22 protein-coding genes are annotated in these 19,435 nt (G+C 62.4%); 12 read left to right on the forward strand and 10 right to left on the reverse strand.

Annotated features, from left to right (window positions below):
- Positions 1-23: 23 nt before the first annotated feature.
- The 3 genes from P0648_RS02175 to P0648_RS02185 all read left to right on the forward strand — a co-directional run bounded on the left by P0648_RS02175 (position 24) and on the right by P0648_RS02185 (position 3,370).
- Complete coding sequence (locus P0648_RS02175) at positions 24-1,124, forward strand: mandelate racemase/muconate lactonizing enzyme family protein (protein ID WP_277505041.1); 1,101 nt, start codon at positions 24-26, stop codon at positions 1,122-1,124.
- Between the two features lie 75 nt (positions 1,125-1,199).
- On the forward strand, positions 1,200-2,453 hold the full coding sequence (locus P0648_RS02180; protein WP_276245883.1) for an aminotransferase class V-fold PLP-dependent enzyme: 1,254 nt from the start codon (positions 1,200-1,202) through the stop codon (positions 2,451-2,453).
- Positions 2,454-2,950: 497 nt separating this feature from the next.
- Positions 2,951-3,370 carry an iron-sulfur cluster assembly scaffold protein gene (locus tag P0648_RS02185; protein ID WP_276245882.1) on the forward strand — a complete coding sequence of 140 codons (420 nt, stop codon included), beginning with the start codon at positions 2,951-2,953 and terminating at the stop codon, positions 3,368-3,370.
- Positions 3,371-3,450: 80 nt separating this feature from the next.
- On the opposite strand, the gene radA is transcribed toward P0648_RS02185, so the two are convergent.
- The 3 genes from radA to htpX form a co-directional block, all read right to left on the reverse strand.
- Positions 3,451-4,485 (reverse strand): DNA repair and recombination protein RadA, encoded by a 1,035-nt coding sequence (gene radA / locus P0648_RS02190; RefSeq protein WP_276245881.1) that lies wholly within the window; start codon positions 4,483-4,485, stop codon positions 3,451-3,453.
- A 122-nt stretch (positions 4,486-4,607) separates the two neighbouring features.
- Positions 4,608-5,213 carry a hypothetical protein gene (locus tag P0648_RS02195; RefSeq protein WP_276245880.1) on the reverse strand — a complete coding sequence of 202 codons (606 nt, stop codon included), beginning with the start codon at positions 5,211-5,213 and terminating at the stop codon, positions 4,608-4,610.
- Entirely contained in the window at positions 5,214-6,092 is an 879-nt protein-coding gene (htpX, locus tag P0648_RS02200) for a zinc metalloprotease HtpX (RefSeq protein ID WP_276245879.1), read from the reverse strand.
- 106 nt (positions 6,093-6,198) lie between these two features.
- On the opposite strand from htpX, the gene P0648_RS02205 reads away from it, so the two are divergent.
- Positions 6,199-7,308: a 60S ribosomal export protein NMD3 gene (locus tag P0648_RS02205; protein ID WP_277505051.1), complete on the forward strand. Its 1,110-nt coding sequence runs from the start codon at positions 6,199-6,201 to the stop codon at positions 7,306-7,308.
- The gene (locus tag P0648_RS02210; RefSeq protein ID WP_276245877.1) at positions 7,301-8,302 is read left to right on the forward strand and encodes a class I SAM-dependent methyltransferase family protein; all 1,002 of its coding nucleotides are present in this window, start codon (positions 7,301-7,303) and stop codon (positions 8,300-8,302) included. The genes P0648_RS02205 and P0648_RS02210 overlap by 8 nt, the downstream gene beginning before the upstream one ends.
- On the opposite strand, the gene P0648_RS02215 is transcribed toward P0648_RS02210, so the two are convergent.
- Both P0648_RS02215 and P0648_RS02220 read right to left on the reverse strand, forming a co-directional pair.
- Positions 8,303-10,138, reverse strand: coding sequence for an ATP-dependent DNA helicase (locus tag P0648_RS02215; protein WP_276245876.1), 1,836 nt, complete (start codon positions 10,136-10,138; stop codon positions 8,303-8,305).
- A gap of 48 nt (positions 10,139-10,186) precedes the next feature.
- A complete protein-coding gene (locus tag P0648_RS02220) occupies positions 10,187-10,384 on the reverse strand; it encodes a hypothetical protein (RefSeq protein WP_276245875.1) in 198 nt (65 codons plus the stop codon).
- Positions 10,385-10,586: 202 nt separating this feature from the next.
- Here P0648_RS02220 and P0648_RS02225 point away from each other — a divergent pair, with 202 nt between their 5' ends.
- From P0648_RS02225 to P0648_RS02240, 4 genes are read left to right on the forward strand one after another with little or no spacing between them, the layout of a single operon-like run.
- A complete protein-coding gene (locus tag P0648_RS02225) occupies positions 10,587-12,548 on the forward strand; it encodes a beta-propeller domain-containing protein (RefSeq protein WP_276245874.1) in 1,962 nt (653 codons plus the stop codon).
- A gap of 51 nt (positions 12,549-12,599) precedes the next feature.
- Positions 12,600-13,475 carry a YkgJ family cysteine cluster protein gene (locus tag P0648_RS02230; RefSeq protein WP_276245873.1) on the forward strand — a complete coding sequence of 292 codons (876 nt, stop codon included), beginning with the start codon at positions 12,600-12,602 and terminating at the stop codon, positions 13,473-13,475.
- A 25-nt stretch (positions 13,476-13,500) separates the two neighbouring features.
- Entirely contained in the window at positions 13,501-14,406 is a 906-nt protein-coding gene (locus P0648_RS02235; protein ID WP_276245872.1) for an NAD(P)H-binding protein, read from the forward strand.
- Positions 14,399-15,121 (forward strand): hypothetical protein, encoded by a 723-nt coding sequence (locus P0648_RS02240; protein ID WP_276245871.1) that lies wholly within the window; start codon positions 14,399-14,401, stop codon positions 15,119-15,121. The genes P0648_RS02235 and P0648_RS02240 overlap by 8 nt, the downstream gene beginning before the upstream one ends.
- Here the strand turns inward: P0648_RS02240 and P0648_RS02245 are convergent.
- Positions 15,099-15,275 carry a DUF5786 family protein gene (locus P0648_RS02245; protein ID WP_276245870.1) on the reverse strand — a complete coding sequence of 59 codons (177 nt, stop codon included), beginning with the start codon at positions 15,273-15,275 and terminating at the stop codon, positions 15,099-15,101. The two genes, P0648_RS02240 and P0648_RS02245, sit on opposite strands and share 23 nt — an antisense overlap.
- 132 nt (positions 15,276-15,407) lie before the next feature.
- On the opposite strand from P0648_RS02245, the gene P0648_RS02250 reads away from it, so the two are divergent.
- Positions 15,408-16,409, forward strand: coding sequence for a DUF5784 family protein (locus P0648_RS02250; RefSeq protein ID WP_276245869.1), 1,002 nt, complete (start codon positions 15,408-15,410; stop codon positions 16,407-16,409).
- Here P0648_RS02250 and P0648_RS02255 read toward each other — a convergent pair.
- Positions 16,406-16,696 (reverse strand): DUF2795 domain-containing protein, encoded by a 291-nt coding sequence (locus tag P0648_RS02255; RefSeq protein WP_276245868.1) that lies wholly within the window; start codon positions 16,694-16,696, stop codon positions 16,406-16,408. The genes P0648_RS02250 and P0648_RS02255 overlap by 4 nt on opposite strands.
- A gap of 131 nt (positions 16,697-16,827) precedes the next feature.
- Here P0648_RS02255 and P0648_RS02260 point away from each other — a divergent pair, with 131 nt between their 5' ends.
- Positions 16,828-17,619 (forward strand): PHP domain-containing protein, encoded by a 792-nt coding sequence (locus P0648_RS02260; RefSeq protein WP_277505062.1) that lies wholly within the window; start codon positions 16,828-16,830, stop codon positions 17,617-17,619.
- Positions 17,620-17,645: 26 nt separating this feature from the next.
- A complete protein-coding gene (locus tag P0648_RS02265) occupies positions 17,646-17,807 on the forward strand; it encodes a DUF6757 family protein (protein ID WP_276245866.1) in 162 nt (53 codons plus the stop codon).
- A 16-nt stretch (positions 17,808-17,823) separates the two neighbouring features.
- Here the strand turns inward: P0648_RS02265 and P0648_RS02270 are convergent, their stop codons facing one another.
- From P0648_RS02270 to P0648_RS02280, 3 genes are all read right to left on the reverse strand, one after another.
- Entirely contained in the window at positions 17,824-18,159 is a 336-nt protein-coding gene (locus tag P0648_RS02270) for a ferredoxin family protein (RefSeq protein WP_276245865.1), read from the reverse strand.
- A 124-nt stretch (positions 18,160-18,283) separates the two neighbouring features.
- Positions 18,284-19,015, reverse strand: coding sequence for a helix-turn-helix domain-containing GNAT family N-acetyltransferase (locus tag P0648_RS02275; RefSeq protein WP_276245864.1), 732 nt, complete (start codon positions 19,013-19,015; stop codon positions 18,284-18,286).
- 25 nt (positions 19,016-19,040) lie between these two features.
- On the reverse strand, positions 19,041-19,433 hold the full coding sequence (locus P0648_RS02280) for a hypothetical protein (RefSeq protein WP_369685666.1): 393 nt from the start codon (positions 19,431-19,433) through the stop codon (positions 19,041-19,043).
- Positions 19,434-19,435: the final 2 nt, after the last annotated feature.

The following is a 19,435-nucleotide window of genomic DNA, read 5'->3' on the forward strand; positions in this document are numbered from 1 at the left end:
CGCCGCAGTTCGCGCCACCTGTCATGCAGATAACTGGTGTCTCCCAGTATCACGTCGAACACCATCTGGACGGGGCGTTCTACCCGACGTGGATTCCCGGCTACCCGCAGGGAACACACGAGGCCGAGATTTTCGAAATCGAAACCGACGCGGGCATCTCCGGCATCACCGCGAGTCCGAGTTTCGCCGGCGGCATCGACTACGAGAACGCCCTCTCGCTGTTCTTGCTCGGCGAGGACCCACACAACGTCGCAGGCATCCGGCGGAAACTCGCGAGCATCGACCTCGTCGGCCCGCGCCCGTGGCACATCGAGACTGCCCTCTGGGACATCATCGGCAAGGACGCGGGAAAGCCGGTGTACGAACTGTTCGGGGCCGAGTCCCGGGCGATTCCAGCGTACGCCTCCACGGGCGAGGTCCAGTCCGCCCCAGACCGCATCGAGTACGTGGAACAGCGCGTCGCCGAGGGGTTCGAGGCGGTGAAACTCCGCGTCCAGTCGACAGCCGACCTCGAAATCGTCCGCGAAGTCAGAGAAGCGTTCCCCGACCTGACGCTGATGGTGGACGCGAACAAGGGTTGGAGCGTCCGGGTGATGGACGAAGAAAAGCAGTGGTCACTCGCCGACGCCCGTGAGGTGTGTCGCGAACTCGAGGATATCGGCAATATCGCGTGGCTCGAAGAGCCACTTCCGCGCCACGACTACCGGGGCTACGCTCGCCTGCGCGAGCAGACGGACGTGCCCATCGCGGGCGGAGAGTTCAACAACGGCCCTCACCACGTTCGCGAGTTCCTGCGTGCGGAGGCGCTCGACGTCCTCCAGCCCGATTCCATGCTCGCCCTCGGTATGGGGGAGACGGTTTCTCTTGCCCAATCGGCCGCCCAGCAGGGCGTTTCGGTCGTTCCGCACACGTGGACGAACGCCATCGGGTTCGCCGCGAACCTCCACGTGATGGCCGCCGTGGGCAGTCCGTGGTGCGAATTCCCGCTCGAACCGCCGTGGACGCCCGAATCGTGGAGTTTCATGCTGGAGGAGACGTTCACCGCGGACGAGGGAACCGTCACCCCGCCGGAGGGCCCTGGACTCGGTGTCACGCTGAACCGCGACGTACTGCCCGACACGTAAGCGCAGGCTCCGGTTTTCGGCCAAATCGGTCGGCGACCGAAGGAAAGTTCTGTCTCCATCTCCTTACGTCGAGTAATGGGAACCCAAGAGTCAGCACCACTCGACGTCGCCCGTCTCCGGGAGGATTTCCCAATCCTTTCGCGGACCGTCGGCGACGACACGCCACTGGTGTACCTCGACAATGCGGCCACAAGTCAGACGCCAAATCGCGTCATCGACATCTTCGGGGACTACTATCGGGGCTACAACGCGAACGTCCACCGGGGCATCCACCATCTGAGCCAGGAGGCGTCTATCGCTTACGAAGAGGCACACGACAGAGTCGCCGAGTTCGTCGGCGCAGCCGGCCGCGAGGAGATGATTTTCACGAAGAACACGACCGAGAGCATCAACCTCGTCGCCTACGCGTGGGGCCTGAACGAACTCGGTGAAGGCGACAACGTCGTCCTCACGGAGATGGAACACCACGCCTCGCTGGTTACCTGGCAGCAAATCGCCAAGCGGACGGGTGCGGAGGTGCGCTACATCCGTATCACGGACGACGGGAAACTCGACATGGACCACGCGGCGGAACTCATCGACGACGACACGCAGATGGTCAGCGCGGTCCACATCTCGAACACGCTCGGCACGGTCAACCCGATTCGCGACCTCGCTGCTCTCGCCCACGACCACGACGCCTACATCTTCGGTGACGGGGCCCAGGCAGTGCCGAACCGACCGGTGGACGTCAAAGCTCTGGACGTGGATTTCTACGCCTTTTCCGGTCACAAGATGTGCGGACCAACCGGCATTGGCGGCCTCTACGGGCGGAAGGAGATTCTCGAGAACATGGAGCCGTTCCTCTACGGCGGCGAGATGATTCGGAAGGTCACCTACGAGGACTCCTCGTGGAACGACCTGCCGTGGAAGTACGAGGCCGGCACGCCGCTCATCGCAGAAGGCATCGCCTTCGCCGAGGCGTGTGACTACCTAGACGAGATTGGTCTGGAGAAGATTCAGGCCCACGAGCACCAGCTCGCCCAGTACGCGCTCGAACGCCTCAACGAGTTCGACGACGTGACGACCTACGGGCCGGGCCTGGGCGAAGACCGCTCTGGGCTCGTCTCGTTCACCCTCGACGACCTCCACGCCCACGACCTTTCGAGCATCGTCAACGACTACGGCGTGGCCATCCGTGCGGGCGACCACTGTACGCAACCGCTCCACGACCGCCTCGGCATCTCCGCGTCCGCTCGGGCGTCGTTCTATCTCTACAACACACGAGAAGAGGTCGATGCGCTCGTCGACGCCGTCGACGCTGCCCGCGAAATCTTCGCGAGCGTCTGACGTCCGCTCGACAGTGAAACGCATTCGAAAAATCCGTCACCGGTACTCCCCCCAATAAACCCCTCAGTCCTCCCCCAAGGACTCGTTTATGCTGAGATTTCGCCCCCCGACGAAGTCTCGGTTCGTCCCTCCCCTGTGGACCCCCTTACGAGCCACGTGGCTCGTTGCGCCGAGTCGTCGTCGCGCCCCCACGCGCCGGCTTTGCGACCGGTACTGACGACTCAGCAGTTTGCTGCGGTTCTCCCCTACCCTTCCCCTCAGTTGATACCTCATTCCAAGAACTCGGAATCCCTGGTATCAATTTAATAATCTACGCCATCCATAATAAATGTACTGCTAATTACTCATTCTTGATATATGGATATTCAGCCTTTCGGACTTTATTTCCCACACTACCGGTTATTGAGAAATTTCCATTCATTTTTTCTGACTATTCTATTTCGCGAAAATCCCGGCTGCGGAATCCTTTTAGGTCGCACTCTCATATCGTGGACAGTATGGGACTGGGTTCGGATATGTACCGACAGCAGATTCTCGACCACTACAAGAACCCGCGAAATTACGGGCATCTGGAGAATGCGACGTTCTCACACGTCGGCGAGAATCCGCTGTGCGGTGACGAGATTAGTATGGACGTCGTCCTGGACGAGGACGAGGAGACAATCGTCCGCGTCGCCTTCACCGGCGACGGCTGTGCCATCAGCCAGGCGAGCGCCAGTCTGCTCTCGCAGAAACTTCCTGGGATGACGATCGAGGAACTCCAAGCGATGGACCGCGACGACATGGTCGACATGCTCGGCGTCGACATCAGCCCGATGCGCATCAAGTGTGCCGTCCTCGCAGAGAAAGTCGCCCAGGACGGCGCGGAAATCTACTTCGGCGAGAAAGACCTCGATAAGACCGTCACCGAAGAATAGTACCCGGTCACTCTCGCTTTTTACCAATCGCTCACGGTGTAGCGACGCGAACGAGAAAATGAAGAGAGAATCGAAACCGCTTATTCCGGCTTCAGGCCTTCGCCCTCGACACGCATGACTGCCTCACCGTCCGGCAGGTTCGGCGCGTCCACGAGGCGGACGATACGCTTGCTGCCCTTCGATTTGCGCAGGTACATCCGGAACGTCGAGGTGTGTCCGAGGATGTTCCCACCGATTGGCTGGGTCGGGTCGCCGAAGAACGAGTCGGGATTCGAGGACACCTGGTTCGTGACGACGACGGCGGTGTTGTTGAGGTCGCCGACGCGCATCAGGTCGTGGAGATGTTTGTTGAGTTTCTGCTGGCGCTGGGCGAGTTGGCCACGGCCCACGTACTCGGCGCGGAAGTGGGCGGTCAGCGAGTCCACACAGAGCAGGCGGACGGGCCACTCGGTGTCCTGTGTGTCGCCTGCGATTTCCTTTGCCTTCTGGGCGAGCAGAATCTGGTGGTTCGAGTTGAACGCCTTCGCGACGTGGATGTGGTCTAAGAAGTCCTGGACGAGCAGTTCCATGGCTTCGTCGTCGCCAGGGCTGCCCTCGATTTCGCGGCGCTCCATCGCGGCCTGAATAATCTCGTCGTCTAAGCCACGGACCATGTCGTCGATACGCTCTGGCCGGAAGGTGTCCTCGGAGTCGATGAAGATGGCGCTGCCTTCGAGCCCGCCGAACTCGCGGGGGAGCTGGACGTTCACCGAAAGCTGATGGGTAATCTGAGACTTCCCGGCCCCGAACTCACCGTACACTTCGGTGATGGACTGGGTTTCGACGCCGCCGCCGAGCAGGTCGTCTACGTCCGGGACGAGCCAGCTGAGCTTGCCGATTTTCTGTCGTCGTTCGAGCACTGCGGAGCCTGTCTCGAAGCCGCCGATGTCAGCCGTTTTGCGGGCGGCGTTGATGATGTCTGCGGCGGTGGATTCACCGATGTCTGCGGTGTTCGACAGTTCGCCAGGGCTGGCGACTGCAATCGACTGGAACGTGTCGAAGCCGGCTTCGATAAGCTTGTCTGCGGTTGCCGGACCGACACCAGGGAGACTCTCGAGGTCGACGTCTTTTGCCATACTCCGTTCTTTTTCCGCCTCGGGTATAAAGCCTCGTTAACAGGAGGGTGAAAGTGAAAATGCGGGATGCCGAACGGCCGTTTGTGACGTGGGCACGAACCTATTTGTGTGAAAACGAGCGCCTAGTCCCAGGGGTGGCGGCCCGCACTGCTCGGCCAGAGGGGGTACCAGTAGGCCTTGTCCGCTTCGAGTTCGAGTTCGCCGTCTAGGACGCTCTCGAGTTTGAACTCGACGCTCGTGTTGTGCTCTTTGTTCCCTTTCGGGGCGAAGGGGTAGTACGCCCCCCGGCGGAACGAGTACACCCAGTAGGCCATCTGGCCGTCCTTCTCAAAGCCGAACAGCGCGGCGAGCAGGCGCGACCCGTAGCCGCGTTCGACGAACGTGTCCGCGGCGAAGTGGATGCTCGTCACGAGGTCCTCGGGGTCGTCGTCTTCGAGCACGACCCACTCGTAGCCGTGACCGTCTTTCTGGAACGACATTTCGGTGCCCGTCTCTTCTTTGCCGGCGTGGAGGATGTCGTCTACCTCGCGCACTGTGTCGGCGAAATCGGTGTTGTCCACGCCCGCGAAACAGAGGGCGGCTTCAGCCGAGGGTTCGAAGCCGAGGTCCGCCTCCATCGTCAGGTAGGCGGTGCTCATCCCGAACAGGTCGTCTGGGTCCGCATCGCGCATGGAGTCCGCCTCGGCGCGCATGCCGAGGGCTTCTCTGAGACTATCGAGTAAGCCCATCTATGCGAGTTCCATCTCCCGCTCCATCTCGCGGAGCTTCTGGATGCGCTTTTCCATCGGTGGGTGCGTGCTCGCGATGCGCCCGATGAAGCCGCTCTTGATGGGGATGATGAAGAACGCGTTCATCTCGGCCTGCTCGCGCAGGTCCTCTTTCGGAACGCGCTCCATCCCGCTCGAAATCTTCATCAGCGCCGAGGCGAGCGCGGAGGGCTTGCCCGTGATGATGGCCCCGCCGCGGTCTGCGGAGTATTCGCGATAGCGCGAGAGGGCGCGAATGAGCAGGAACGACACCACCCAGACGATGAGCGAGACGAAGATGGCCACGATGACAGGTGCGCCGCCCTCGCGGTTGCGCCCGCCGCCGCCGAACAGCCAGCCCCAGCGAACGATGAGGAAGGCAATCGTCGAGAGGAACGAGGCGATGGTCATGACCATCACGTCGCGGTTCTTGATGTGCGCGAGTTCGTGTGCGAGAACGCCCTCTAATTCGTCCTGGTCCAGCGTCTGCATGATGCCCGTGGTGACTGCCACGGCGGAGTTCTTCTGGGAGCGCCCGGTCGCGAAAGCGTTCGGAACGCGGGAGTTCGCGACGGCGACCTTCGGCTTCGGCAGGTCCGCCTGCTGGGCGAGGCGGCCAATCGTGGCGTGCAACTCGGGGTATTCGTCTTCGTCTACGACTTTCGCGCCCATCGAATAGAGGGCGAGTTTGTCGCTGAAGAAGAACTGGGCGAACATGAAGATCCCCATGAACGCGACGGTAATCACGAGGCTCTCGAAGTAGAGCGTGAGGACCCCGATAAAGACGATGTAGAGGGCAAAGAGCAGGAACATGGTCAGAGCCATGCGCCCGCGCAGGCCCCAGTCTGGCTTCCAATTCATGCTCTCTCGTAAGTGATTCGCGAACTAAAGCTTCCCTGTTACGTTCTCGCACGGTTCGGGCCGCGGGACGCGGCGTTTTTACCGCGTGAACTGCCTACAGAGTACAATGACCGATTCGCGCGCCTTCTGTCCACGCTGTGGGGACCCGATGGACCTCCCCGAAGAGCCACGCCCGGGTGAGCCAGTGGACCCGGACGCGAAGCTCTGTGACGACTGTTACTTCGAGAACTTCGAGTTCGTCTCTGCCCCCGACCGCATCGAGGTGCTCGTTTGCGCCCACTGTGGCGCGCTCTACCGCAAGAGCAGGTGGGTCGACGTGGGCGCAGAGGACTACACCGACATCGCCATCGAAGAAGTCTCTCGCAACCTCCAGGTCCACGTGGACGTGGCGGACGTAGACTGGGCGGTCGAACCCGAACAGGTAGACCAGAACACCATCCACATGCACTGTTACTTCACAGGTGTCATCCGCGACACGCCAATCGAGGAAGAAGTGATGGTGCCCGTGAAAATCTCGCGCCAGACGTGCTCTCGCTGCGGGAAAATCGCGGGCAGTTACTACGCGAGTACCGTCCAGATTCGCGCCCGCGACCGCACGCCGACCGCAGAGGAGATGAATCGCGCCGAAGAAATCGCGAACGAAGTCGTCGCCAGTATGCAGGATACCGGCGACCGCGACGCCTTCATCACCGAGACCAAACGCGGCCCGGACGGCCTCAACGTCAAGGTCTCGACCAACAAAATCGGGATGAAAATCGCCCGCCGCGTCGTAAACGAGTTCGGCGGCAGTTACTCCGACTCGGAGACGCTCGTCACCGAAGACGAGGACGGCAACGGCGTCTACCGCGTCACCTTCGCGGTCCGCCTGCCGCCGTTCACCCCCGGCGACATCATCGACCCCCAGGACGACGGCGGCCCCGTCCTCGTAAAGAGCGTCCAGGGCAACCTGAAGGGCATCCGTCTCACCACGGGCGACCCGTTCGAAGCCCCGTTCGGCGACGAGGAGGCCGCGAGCGCGAAGAAAATCGGCTCGGTGGACGACGCTGAGGAGACCACCCTCGTCACCGTCGAAGACGAACACGCGGTGCAGGTGTTAGACCCAGAGACCTTCGAGTCGAAGACCATCTCGCGGCCCTCGTACCTCGACCCCGATGCGACGATGGTTTCTGTCCTGAAGAGTCGCGCCGGCCTCCACATCCTCCCCGACGATGCGTGACCTCGCTGCCGTCGTCGCGAAAGCCGATGCCGAGGCTGCCATCGCCTCACTCACCGCAGAAGGCGTCTACGACGATTCGCGCAAAGTCGTCACCCACGACGAGGGACACGTCGAACTCCCGATTCTCGCCCCGCCCAGCGAAACCGCCGTCTTCGACGTGATTCGCCAGACCGACCCACAACGGCGCACTCGCACACTCGAAGACGTGCTCGCCGCCGAGGGCTGGACCGAAGCGGAACTCGACTCCGCGCCCACCTCGTGGGCCGTCGTCGGGTCTGTCGTGCTCGTCAAACTCCCAGACGACTGCCCTCGCCCCAAAGAAGTTGGCGAGGCGCTACTCTCGCTGCACGGCGAGGCGGAGACCGTCGTCTCCCGCGGCGGGATTTCTGGCGCACGCAGAGAACCCACCGGCACCGTCATCGCGGGCAGCGGCGACACCGAAACCGTCCACACCGAACACGGAACGAAGTACGCCGTCGACCTCTCACAGGTGATGTTCTCGCCCGGAAATCAGGCGGAGCGCGTCCGCATGGGCGAGGTCGTCGAACCCGACGAGCGCGTCTTCGACATGTTCGCGGGCATCGGTTACTTCACGCTCCCGATGGCCCGTGCTGGCGCACACGTCACGGCGACCGAAATCAACCCCACGTCCTTCAAATTCCTCGCGGAGAACGCCCAATTGAACGACGTGACCGACCGGGTAGACGCCATCCTCGCCGACTGCCGGGACGTCGAGATTTCTGCAGACCGCGTCGTGATGGGCTATTACGAGGCACACGAGTATCTTGACGCCGCACTCGCCGCGCTTGAACCCGGCGGCGTCCTCCACATACACGAGACGACGCCCGAAACCCTGCTCTGGGACCGACCAATCGACCGTCTTACCGCGGCCGCAGCCCGGGCTGACCGGGCGGTCGAGATACTCGACAGACGCAAGGTAAAGAGCCACAGCGAGGGCGTCTGGCACGTCGTCGTGGACGCGAAAATCGACTGACTACTCGCTCCAGATGTCGGAAAGTGGATGGTCCTCGAACGACTTATTCTTGGGATTCCCCTTGCGTCGGGAGCCGTCACTGCTCGCGGCGGTGGACGAGGACGAGGACGAACCTGACGACGAACGACCCCCTGACGAGCGCGTCGAGTTGCGCGTTGGGGCTCGCCGGGACGTTTTCGAAGGACTGCCGAACTTCTCGCCCGCCGCGGCCTTTCCGTCGAAGTCGGGCAGGTCCGGGACGGTCATCGCGTCCACCTGCTCTTTGAACCACGGGGGCATGTCGGGTTCTGCCCGTTCGAACAGGTCGAGGAGGCTCGAATCCGCCAGATAGGTCGCGCCGTAGTCGTCCGGTGCTCGAACGACGCGGCCACAGCCCTGAATCACGGTGCGCAGCGCGGCGCGGTGGTACCACGCCCACTGTCCGTCTTCGAGGCGGCGGGCCACCCGCGAGTCCGACGTGTTCAGGTAGGGCGCTTTGCAGATGACCTGCCAGCGGGCGAGATCGCCTTTCAGGTCGAGGGCTTCCTCCATCTTGACCGAGAGGAACACGTCGGGGTCGTCGGTCGCCTTCCAGCTTTCTAAGTCCGCATCCCGGTTCTCCCGTGAGTGGGCCTGCACGCGTCCGGCGACGCCGAATTCGCCGAGCATCCGCTCTAATTCCGCCTGAATCGCGTAGGAGTGGGCGTGGATAATTCCCTTCTCGTCGGGATGCTTTTGCATCAACTGGACGATGAGGCGAGCGATTTTCGGAAGCGTCTGCTTGCGGTGCTCGTAGGTCATCTTTCCCTGGGTCACGTCGTAGAGCGGGCGATTTTCGAGGGGGAAGGTGTGAGGAACGTCCACGAGGGCGACTTTCTTCGGGTCGAGACCGACCTGCCGACAGAACGCCTCGCGGTTGAGAATCGTCGCCGAGAGAAGCGCGAACTTCGTTCCCCGGTCCCAGACGGTGTGACGCAGGTAGCGTTCTGGATTCATCGGTTTGACCGTGACGCCGGTTCCCTCGCCGTCTGGCTGGTCGACGACCCACGTTGTCGGACTCTCCGGGTTCCGGTAGTCCTCGACGAACCACTTCAGGTCAGCGATTAGTTTCTGGAGGCGGTCGCGCTCTGCGACTTCCGCGGGCGAGAGTTCGACCTTCCGCAGGAGCTCGTCCTTGCGCCGGGTGCAGATGTCCTTGACGCCGTCGGCGAACGAGACGGCGCGGTCGAGGCCGTCGATTTCGGGGACGTTCAGCTGCTCCCAGACGGGCACGGTGTGTGGCTGGATGTCTATGGTCGCGTACATCTCTGCCCACTCGGCGAGGCCGTGCGCCTCGTCGATGACCACCACGTCGCGTTGGCCGAACGCTTCGGTTCCGGCGGTCTGCATGAAGTACGCGAGAGTCATCGCCGCAATCGAGCGGTTGGCTGCGATGGCCCGGTCGGAGAAGTACGGACACCTGTGTTTGACGTTGCAGTCGAAGCCCTTCTCACGGGCGCAGGGGGCCTGATTGACGGGCGTGGTCGATTCGCCCGGCAGGATACAGGAGTAGTTGCGCTTTCCGCGAATAATCTGGAGGTCTTCGAGGAGTTCGTCGTCCGCCACGTCGTCTAACTGTGACACCTGCGGCGTGGTGTAGTACGCGCCCATCGGCCGCGTCGGGTCGCCCTCCCCGGGCTTTTTCGCACACCCGGCGATGGCGCGGGCGAGTAACGATTTCCCACTCCCGGTCGGCGCGCGGACGAGCACCACGTCGTTGCCGGCGTCGTAGGCGTTCTTGATGTCGAGGAGCGCCTGCTTCTGGGCACCGCGAAACGAGGGGGCCGGAAATTCGTCGAGAATGCGCTCCGTATTCACGTTAGAGAACCCTGTCCGCGCGGCCAAAATACCACCGGATTCACCACCTCAGAGTGCCTCTACGTCCTCGGCAGTGGCGGCCGCCGGCAGTTGCTCGATACATTCGAAACAGAGGAAATACTCGCGGCCGTCTTCGTACTCCAGCGTCATCCCGTCCGAGGGACCGTAGTCGAACGACCAAAGGTCGCCGATGCCGCCGGCTATCTTTACCTTGCGACCACACGCGTCACACGCCCGTCGTGCCATACCGGTATGACTCCCCGCAGGGGTATAGCAATGACTCCCTTACTGATTGGGTCTCGCTGTCGACCGAACCATCGTACGAGACGACAGTTACACCCCAAAACGAGCCGACGGCCCGATAACTCAAACAGGTATTTGATGTTAGGGAATCGCTATTTGAGTCTGTATCCTTCTGTTAATCGAGCACTTCGCTCGTGAGACCGCCATGGTTCGACTGACGCCATTTCGCATCGTGACGTTGACCCTCGTCGTACTGACCACGACGGGCGTCCTCGTCGGCGCGATGCTTCCAGCACTCGACGATCGCCCGGGCACGGACCCGAACTCAACACCAGAACCCACCGCACTCGAACGCTTCGACTCTGCGGAAGCCTTCCAGCAGTACCTCGAAGCCGGGAGAGCCAAGAGTAGCTACGGTGGATTCGGCTTCGGCGGCGCGGACGGCGGTGTGGATGTCGCAGTCCAGGAAGGTGCGAGTCCCGACGGCGCACCTACCCGGACCAGTGAGGGCGGAAACGACGGCGGGCAATCCGGCGAACCTGACCGCGTCTCCGGCACCAACGTCCAGATTCAGGGCATCGACGAACCGGACCTCGTGAAGACCGATGGCACCCACCTCTTCGTCAGTCAGGGCCAGTACTACTACTACTATTACGAACGCGCCGAAGACGACGCTCGCTACAAGCCACAGACGAGCGTCGTGAGCGCCCTGCCACCCGAGAAGGCTGACGTCGTCTCGAAGATTGACGCCTCCGGCGAACTCCTCCTCGCGAACGACACGCTGCTCGTCCTCGGTGGCGACCGCGTCACCGCCTACGACGTGTCCGACCCGGACAACCCCGAGAAATCCTGGGAGAAAGCCGTAGACGGCTACATTCACACCGCTCGCCTGATGAACGGCACGGTGTACCTCGTCGTCCAGCAGAACATCAACTACGGTGAACCATGCCCAATCGAACCGCTCGCGGGCGTCTCGGTGCGGTGTACAGACATCCTCCACCCCTCCGAACCGATGCCCTCTTCGCTGACCTACACCGCGCTGGCGCTCGAACCCGACTCCGGCGAGGTCTCTGACAGCCTCTCGTTCGTCGGTGGGTACGCCTCCGTCGTCACGATGTCAGAAACCGGCATCTACCTCACGTACTCCGAGTACCCGAGCCAGGGCGACCTCATGCTCGACTTCCTGCTCACGGACGCTCGTGACCTGCTCGATCAGCGCACGGTCGAGCGATTAGAGCGCCTCCAGACGTACGATCTCTCAGAGCAGGCGCGCACCGTCGAGGTGCAGGCTATCCTCCAGCAGTGGTACGCCACCCTGTCGCCCGCAGAGCGCGAACGCGTCTCTGAGCGGCTTCAAGACCGCGCCGAGAACTACGTCGAGAAACACAAGCGCGACTTCGTCACCACGAGCATCGTGAAAGTCGGTATCGAAGACGGCTTCGACGTGACGGCGACGGGCGCAGTGCCCGGCACGCCGTTCAACCAGTTCTCGATGGACGAACACGAGGGCCACCTCCGCATCGCGACGACCATCTGGTCGCCGTGGTTCCTCGGAGCCTCCACCGAACCGGTGAACGACGTGTACGTCTTAGACGAGTCGCTCTCGGTCACGGGTTCGGTCGAGGACATGGGCAAGAACGAGCGCATCTTCGGCGTCCGCTTCGACGGTGACCGCGGCTACGTCGTCACGTTCCGCCAAATCGACCCGTTCCACGTGTTAGACCTCTCCGACCCACAGAACCCGACGCTCGAAGGCGAACTGAAGCTCCCGGGCTTCTCGTCGTACCTCCACCCCATCGGTGAAGACCGCGTCCTCGGCATCGGGCAGGACAACGGCTCGGTGAAGGCGGTCATGTTCGACGTGTCCGACCCGACCGACCCGACCATCGAAGACGACCTGAAACTCGACGACCGCTGGTCGGCCATCCAGCAGAGTCACCACGCCTTCCTCCTCGACGAGAAACACGGCGTGTTCTTCCTCCCCGGAGCGGAGAAGGGCCACATCGTCGCCTACGACGACGGCCTCGAAATCGTGACGTCGGTGAAAATCGACACCCCACAGCGCGCCGTCTACATCGGTGACCACCTCTACGTCATTGGCCAGTCGGAAATCGTCGTCCTCGACGAGACCACGTGGGACGAAGTGAACCGCATCGACCTCCGCTGACACCCTCGCTTCGCCCAACCCTTTTTGCCCCACGGTAGCGTGGGCCACTCCATGCGCGTGAACTGCGAAGGCTGCGCCGGCTGTTGTATCGACTGGCGTGCCATCTCTCCGGTCGCCCTCGACCACGAGCGCCGCGGCCCGCGCCAACCGCTCGACGACGTGTACAATCTGGTCCCGCTCCGCCGCGACGAAGTCCGCCGCTTCATCGACGCTGGCTACGGCGACGCGCTCGTCCCGCGCCTGTTTCAGGACGCGAACGCCGCCGACTCTAGGGTGACGATAGACGGCATCGACCTCGCCGCAATCGATGGCGGCCCCGCATTTTTCGTCGGCCTTCGCAAGCCGCCGAAACCGGTCGGTCCGTTCGACACCGAGGCGACGTGGCTCTCGACGTGCGTATTCTTAGACCCCGAGACGCTGCAGTGTCGCATCCACGACAGCGACCTCTATCCCGAGGAGTGTTCGGTGTACCCCGGCTACAACCTCGCCCTCGATGTAGAAACCGAATGTGAGCGCGTCGAATCGACGTTCGGCGGTGAGCGCCTGATAGACCGGACGCCAACCGAGGCGAAACCGCTGTTCGGCCGCCACGCCATCGGCGAGAAGGTGTTCGTCCACCCCGAACCGGCCCGTCTCGAAGGGGTCGTCTCGCGGCTGGCCGCCCGCGAACCGACCGACGAAGACCGCGCCGAACTGCTCGCGGTGGCCGCCGCGTCCAGTGCGGGGACGACCGTCGTGAACGACGGGAAGTACGAAACAGCCCGTGAACAGGTTCTCGCGGCCGATTCATGGACCGGACGGGCCATCGACGACTGGACCGAGCGGGCGGGCGACCCGGGCGACTCCGCGCCGGCGTCACGACTCGCAAGGACGGTCGAACTGGCCAGAGGCGCACCCGACACCCCTGGTTGGGCAGCAGATAATTAAGCTGACTGCGCGACTGTACTATTGTATGAGAGTTCTGGTCACGGGCGCGACTGGGTTCGTCGGTCGGCTTTTAGTTCCGGCACTTCTCGAGGCGGGCCACGAGGTTCGCGTGCTCGTCCGAGATGCAGCCCGTTACGACGCCCTCGAAGGCGTTTCTGTCTTCGAAGGAGACCTGCTCGAACCGTGGGGCGCAGACGAGGCACTCGACGGTATCGATGCTGCGTACTATCTGGTCCACTCGATGGGGTCCAGTGGGGACTTCAGAGAACGTGACCGACGGGCAGCCCACAATTTCGAACGCGCCGCGAGCAGAGCAGGCGTGTCTCGGGTGTTCTACCTCGGGGGACTCGGAGAGGATCGAGACAACCTCTCAGAACACCTCAAGTCGCGCCGGGAGGTCGAGCGCATCCTTCGCGAGGGCGACTACGACCTGACGACGTTGCGCGCCGCTATCATCATTGGCGATGGGAGTACAAGTTTCGAGATGGTCCGCCAACTCGCGGACCGTCTGCCGGTGATGGTCACGCCAAAATGGGTGGACACCAAGTGCCAGCCCATCGCCATCGAGGACGTGATTGCGTACCTCGTCGGTGCCCTCTCAGTCCCCGAAACGGCGGGTGAAACCTACGAAATCGGTGGCCCAGACGTCCTCACCTACCGCGAAGTGCTCGAACACACGGCCGCGCTCCAGGGTCACGACCTGACCATCATTCGCGTGCCCGTTCTCACCCCACGCCTGTCGGCCTACTGGCTCGATTTCGTGACGGACGTGCCAGCGAGCGTCGCCCACCCCCTGATTCACGGCATGAAAAACACCGTCGTCGTCACCGACAATCGCATCGAAGAACTCGTCTCGGTTGAACTCACTCCGTTCGACGAAGCCGTCGAAAAAGCCCTCGGCGTCGATGCCGTCGAGGTCGCCGATGGATAAGCCCGCTTCTCGCTATGGTGACGCCTGGGTGTACGAAAGCATCGTCGGGGCGCTACCTGGCGTCGACCTCTCGCAACGGGCCTCGGCGCTCGTCCAGTTCGTGCTCTTCGAGGGTGGCCTGCTCGTGGTGGCCGCTATCTACGACCTCTGGGCGGCCGTCCCCGCCGGAACTGCGGCCATCGTCGTGGCGACCATCGGCAGTCTCTGCATGAGCGCCATCGCCACCCGAATTCGCGAGGCGAACGCGCCGCGGACCTACCGCAGACTCCTGTTCGGGCCGAACGTCGAGGTGGTCCTCACCGTCCTCGCGTTCGTCGCGCTCGTAACCTACCTGTTCGCCTTCGACACCGGGCCGGAGCCACTGCTCACGCGGTTGGTCGGCCCCGACCCGCCCATCCTCGCCGTCTACCTCATGCTACTCGTCTGCTGGGACCTCTGTTACCGCATCGGGACGGGGTGGTGGGCGAGCGTCACGGCGCTCTGGCGGTCGTGGACCTACGACTTCCCGCCGGAACAGGCACGGGCGCTCTCGCTGGCCGATCGCGACACCCTCGGGTTCGGCTTACTCCAGTCACTGCTCGTCCCGTTCGTCCTCGACCACCCGGTGCTCCTCGCGACGCTCGCCGCGCACGTCGTGGCGATGGTCGTCGTCACTGGGTCGTCGCTGCTACTGCTGCGAAGAAAAGGAACTGTTACTGCTGTTTCATCTTCTTGAACTGTTCTAAGAGCGCCTCTGCAGAGTCTCCCGAGTCGTACTCTACCTTCCCTTCGTACTGAAGGCGTGTGTCGTCATCGTTGTCGGCGTTGACACGACTCGTTTTCTCTTCGCGGCGCATGTGTTCCTGTTCGTCATAGGCACCCATTGACATGCGAAATACACCCATACTTGCGTGTTTTTCATTATCAATGTATCGGTACCTGTCTTTTCGCTGAAATAGCCACGTTTTCTGACCAGTCAGTCGTTCGTAACCCGTATAGACCTCCGCCCCTTTTACTCAACCGTGGCAGGGCCGCTTCGCTTCCGACGCTCGCCCCAGTCGTGGTCAGAAAAGCGGGTGCGCCGGGAGCTGCTTTCGGACCTCGACGAGGCGATGGGCGCGACCATGTCCGGGTCGTGGTTCAAACCGCCTACCGGCTTCGAAGCGCGCCGATTTACGATGGAAAACGGTGATTTCGCGCTCTTTTGCTGGAACGACAACGAGGCCTACTGGCTCGGCAACACGCAGACGCCGAGCGCGCTCTGGCGGACGGACAAGTACTCGTTCGACGAGGTTCCGTATCCTGTCGCCCGGTGGGCACAGCGCGAACTCCTCGCCGACCTGAAAGAGACAGACCCCTGGCTCGCGAGTTACGACCACGTCGCCTGGTTTTTCCTCCCGGTGTTCTTCTCGAAAGACGGCCGCGAGACGACTCGAAAGTTCTTCCGCGAACACGCTTCAGGGTTCCCCGACGCCGACCCAGACGAGGCCATCCAGTTCTACGAGGACCTCCTCGACACTGGCCTCCTCGACCAGTATCGCTACACGATGGCGTCGAAACTCGGCACGAGCGCCCGCCTCGATAAGACGCGCATGGACGCGACCATGGGCGAGTTCAACGCGGCGAGACTCCTCATCGACGCCGGCTACGAACTCGTCCCCGAAATCGACGTTCACACCGGACACACGCTCGACTTCCGGGCGATAAAAGGTGAGACGGACGTCATTGTCGAGGTGACGCGCCCCCGCCCGCCGACCAAACGCGTGGCGAACACGCCGACTGCGGCCGTCCGCGACACCGCCGCGACCAAGACGGAGGGCCAACTCAGCGAACACCACGGCGCGGTGCTGTTCGTCGATTGCACCTCGTTTCGTGACGACGAGTGGAACGCAGTCGCTGGTGAAAAACCGGACGTCCACCACGAACCGGCCGTCGTGTTCAGAGCACGACCCGACGGCACGTTTCGTGGCTACAAGAAGGGTGGATTGCCGCTCGACCTGGATAGTGCAATCGAGTGGGCCTAAAACGAGACGGCCTCTGGGCTCTTTTCGGCGATATCGAACGATTCGCGGTCCGAGTAGAAACGCCGGCCAACGCCCTTGTGGCTCACTGCTTGGAACGCTGCAAGCTTTGCATCTTCTGCATCGGTGAAGGTTTCGTCAGACTCGTACAGCCCAAAGACCTCGCCAAAGGTCTCAGAACCGTTTGCCAGCTTAATCTCCTCCTCTCCGTACTGCTCGACGAATTCGCCGGACGTGGCCGGGTAATTGTGGGCTTCGATTAGTTCGCTTGCACCGTTGTTCAATCTCATACTCGCTTGTGCATGAAGAATAATTATAACTGTTTTCCATGTATGACTATGGATTGTTAATGGTCTTTTAGGGCATATTATTGCCATGGACCACCCGAAGGCGTTTCCACCCCGAGTACGTGGGCTAGACCATGTCGGTCGCGGACCTCCATGCACACACGACTGCGTCTGATGGGACGATGACGCTCGCGGACGTCCCCCAAGTGGCTGCCCGTGCCGATCTCGACGCGGTGGCAATCACCGACCACGACACCATCCACCCGGGATTGCCCGCCCCCGTGACCACTCACGACGGTCTCACCCTCATCAGAGGAATCGAGTTGCGCGTCGATACCGGCGGCTTCGACATCGACCTGCTCGGCTACGGCGTTCGGGAGACGGACGCCCTCGCCACCACCCTCGACCGCATCCAGCAGAACCGGCTCGAACGGGCACGAGAGATGGTCGCGGCCGTCGAATCGACGCTCTCTGTCTCCCTCGACATCGAGTACAAACCGGGCATCGGACGCCCGCACATCGCCCGCGCCATCGAAGCAAGCGACGCGCCCTACGCCTATCAGGACGCGTTCGACGAGCTCATCGGCGACGACGGGCCGTGTTTCGTCCGCAGGGCGGCCATCCCCTCGTTCGAAGAGGGTGCCCGCCTGCTCTCCGAAGCCTGTCCCGTGGTCAGCCTCGCACACCCGTATCGGTATCCACATCCCGAGAAGGCCATCGAACTGGCCGCCGAGTTAGACGCTATCGAGGCGTACTACCCCTACGCCCGACCAGTGGACGACGCCAGTCTCTGGGAGGCGGTGTCCGCCTACGACCTGCTCGTCACCGGCGGGAGCGACGCCCACATCGACGTGCTCGGCGAGGTGACGCTTTCTGGCGCGGAGTACGAGCGATTCAGTCAACGATTGACGGCGTCGGAGGCTTAAACTCCCCAAGGAACGTAGTTCACTGTATGCGCTGTCACTACTGCGACCGTGAGGCTGCCTTCGCTGTGGAGAAAGACCACATGAAGGTCGGCCTCTGTGAACAGCATCTGCGAGAGCGGATGCGCGAACTCGCAGACGCACACGCGTTCGGCGCGCTGCCGGACGGACTCGACCTCGATACGAAATAGCCGCTGTTTTTCGCCCTTACCAGCCGCCACCGGCCTGCCGGCCGGCGTCCACGTCGATTGCATCGACGGGGCAGACGTCTACACAGAGCATGCAGTCGATACACTGAGCTTCTTTTGCCGGGTCTGCTTTCCGCTCGCTTTCGGGGTGGCCGGGGGTGTCTACCCATTCGAACACGTCTACGGGACAGTCTTCGAGACACGCGCCGTCCTCGATACAGATGTCGAAATCGACGGCGACGTGGGTGCCGTGGATGCCGAGCGTTTCCGGTTCGTCGACCGGTCCCCACACGTCGTGACCGTTGTGTTCGTCCACTACCTCGCGGTTTTCGTGGAACTGTGGGTCGATTGCCATGGCAGACCGAATGTCGGCAAGCCACTTAAAACCATGTTAATACTTGCCGGGGAACTCCGCTCTCCGGCGGTTTTCTGCACGTTTGCGGTCGCTGGTCGCCGCGAAAAACTCCCCGACGTCGTGGTCAGAGTCTGACCGCCATCATCACTTCGTCGATGTACTCCGCGCCGAGTTTGTAGTGTTTCGCGCGCGTCGCCTCGATTTCCCAGTCGTGGGTCTCTAAGAACTTGATGGCGTCCGTGTTCGTCGATGGAACCGAGTTGTAGATCTTCTCGAAGCCGTTTTCTTTGGCCCATTCGAGCCCACGGTGGAGCAGGTGGCTCCCGATGCCGTGGCCGCGATATTCGTCGATGACGCCCACGGTCAACTCGGCGGTGTGACTCAGTTTCTCCAGTTCGGGGGCGCTCAGGTGGACCCAGCCGACCACGTCCCCGTTGACGCAGGCGACGAAGAACATGCGTGACTCCAGTTCGTTGTGTCGCAGGAGCACCTCCTCGTGGTCGATGACGTCGGCCACCGATTCGCCGACGATGTACGTCTTCTCCTGGGACACCTGGCGAATCGCTCCGACAAGCCCGGTGAGGTCATCCTGGCGAGCGGGCCGAATCGAGTACTCGACGCCCTCGTCGGTGAACTCCTCCTCCGTGCCAGCGTCGATGGAGACGAGCAGTTTGTCGTCCGCCGCTTCGATGAGCCCGTCGCGCTTCAGAATCGCGATGTGGTGTTTGAGTCCACCGGGGTCCACCCGCAGCGTCCGCTCTATCTCCTTCGGCGTCACGGCCCCGTGGCTCTCGATGTACTCGTAGATGAGTCGTCGGTCCTCGTGGCCGAACTCTAGCTTGTCAGAGAGTTTCATGGCATGCGATACCACGCCCTCTACCCTAATAGTTTTTCGTGACGGTTGGTCGTCGTTTCGGCACCCCAGTCAACAACTGGGCCGTGTCGTGGATGTTGTCGGTCTTGATGAGTAGTTCCGCCATCTCGCGAACCGTGAAATCCGCGTTCAACTCGACGCCGTAACAGTGGGCGTAGCAGTCGAGCCAGTCGTTCAACGCCCGTTCGAGCAGCGAGAACTCCACCTCCGAAAAGCGCACCTGCTCGTCACCAGTGCGTGCTTCGATGTACACGAGGACGGCCTGTCCCGCCCCCTCACGCAGGTACGCCATCGCCCGCTCTGTGTCCGGGTCGCCCCGGACAAGCGTTGATGCCTCTCGGTCTGCGCGCGCTCGCTCTGCCAGCGCCGAAATCCGCTCCCAGTACGGCGAGTGGGTCACGC

The sequence above is a fragment of the Haladaptatus sp. DYSN1 genome (assembly GCF_029489995.1).
GTDB lineage: Archaea > Halobacteriota > Halobacteria > Halobacteriales > Halococcaceae > QDMS2.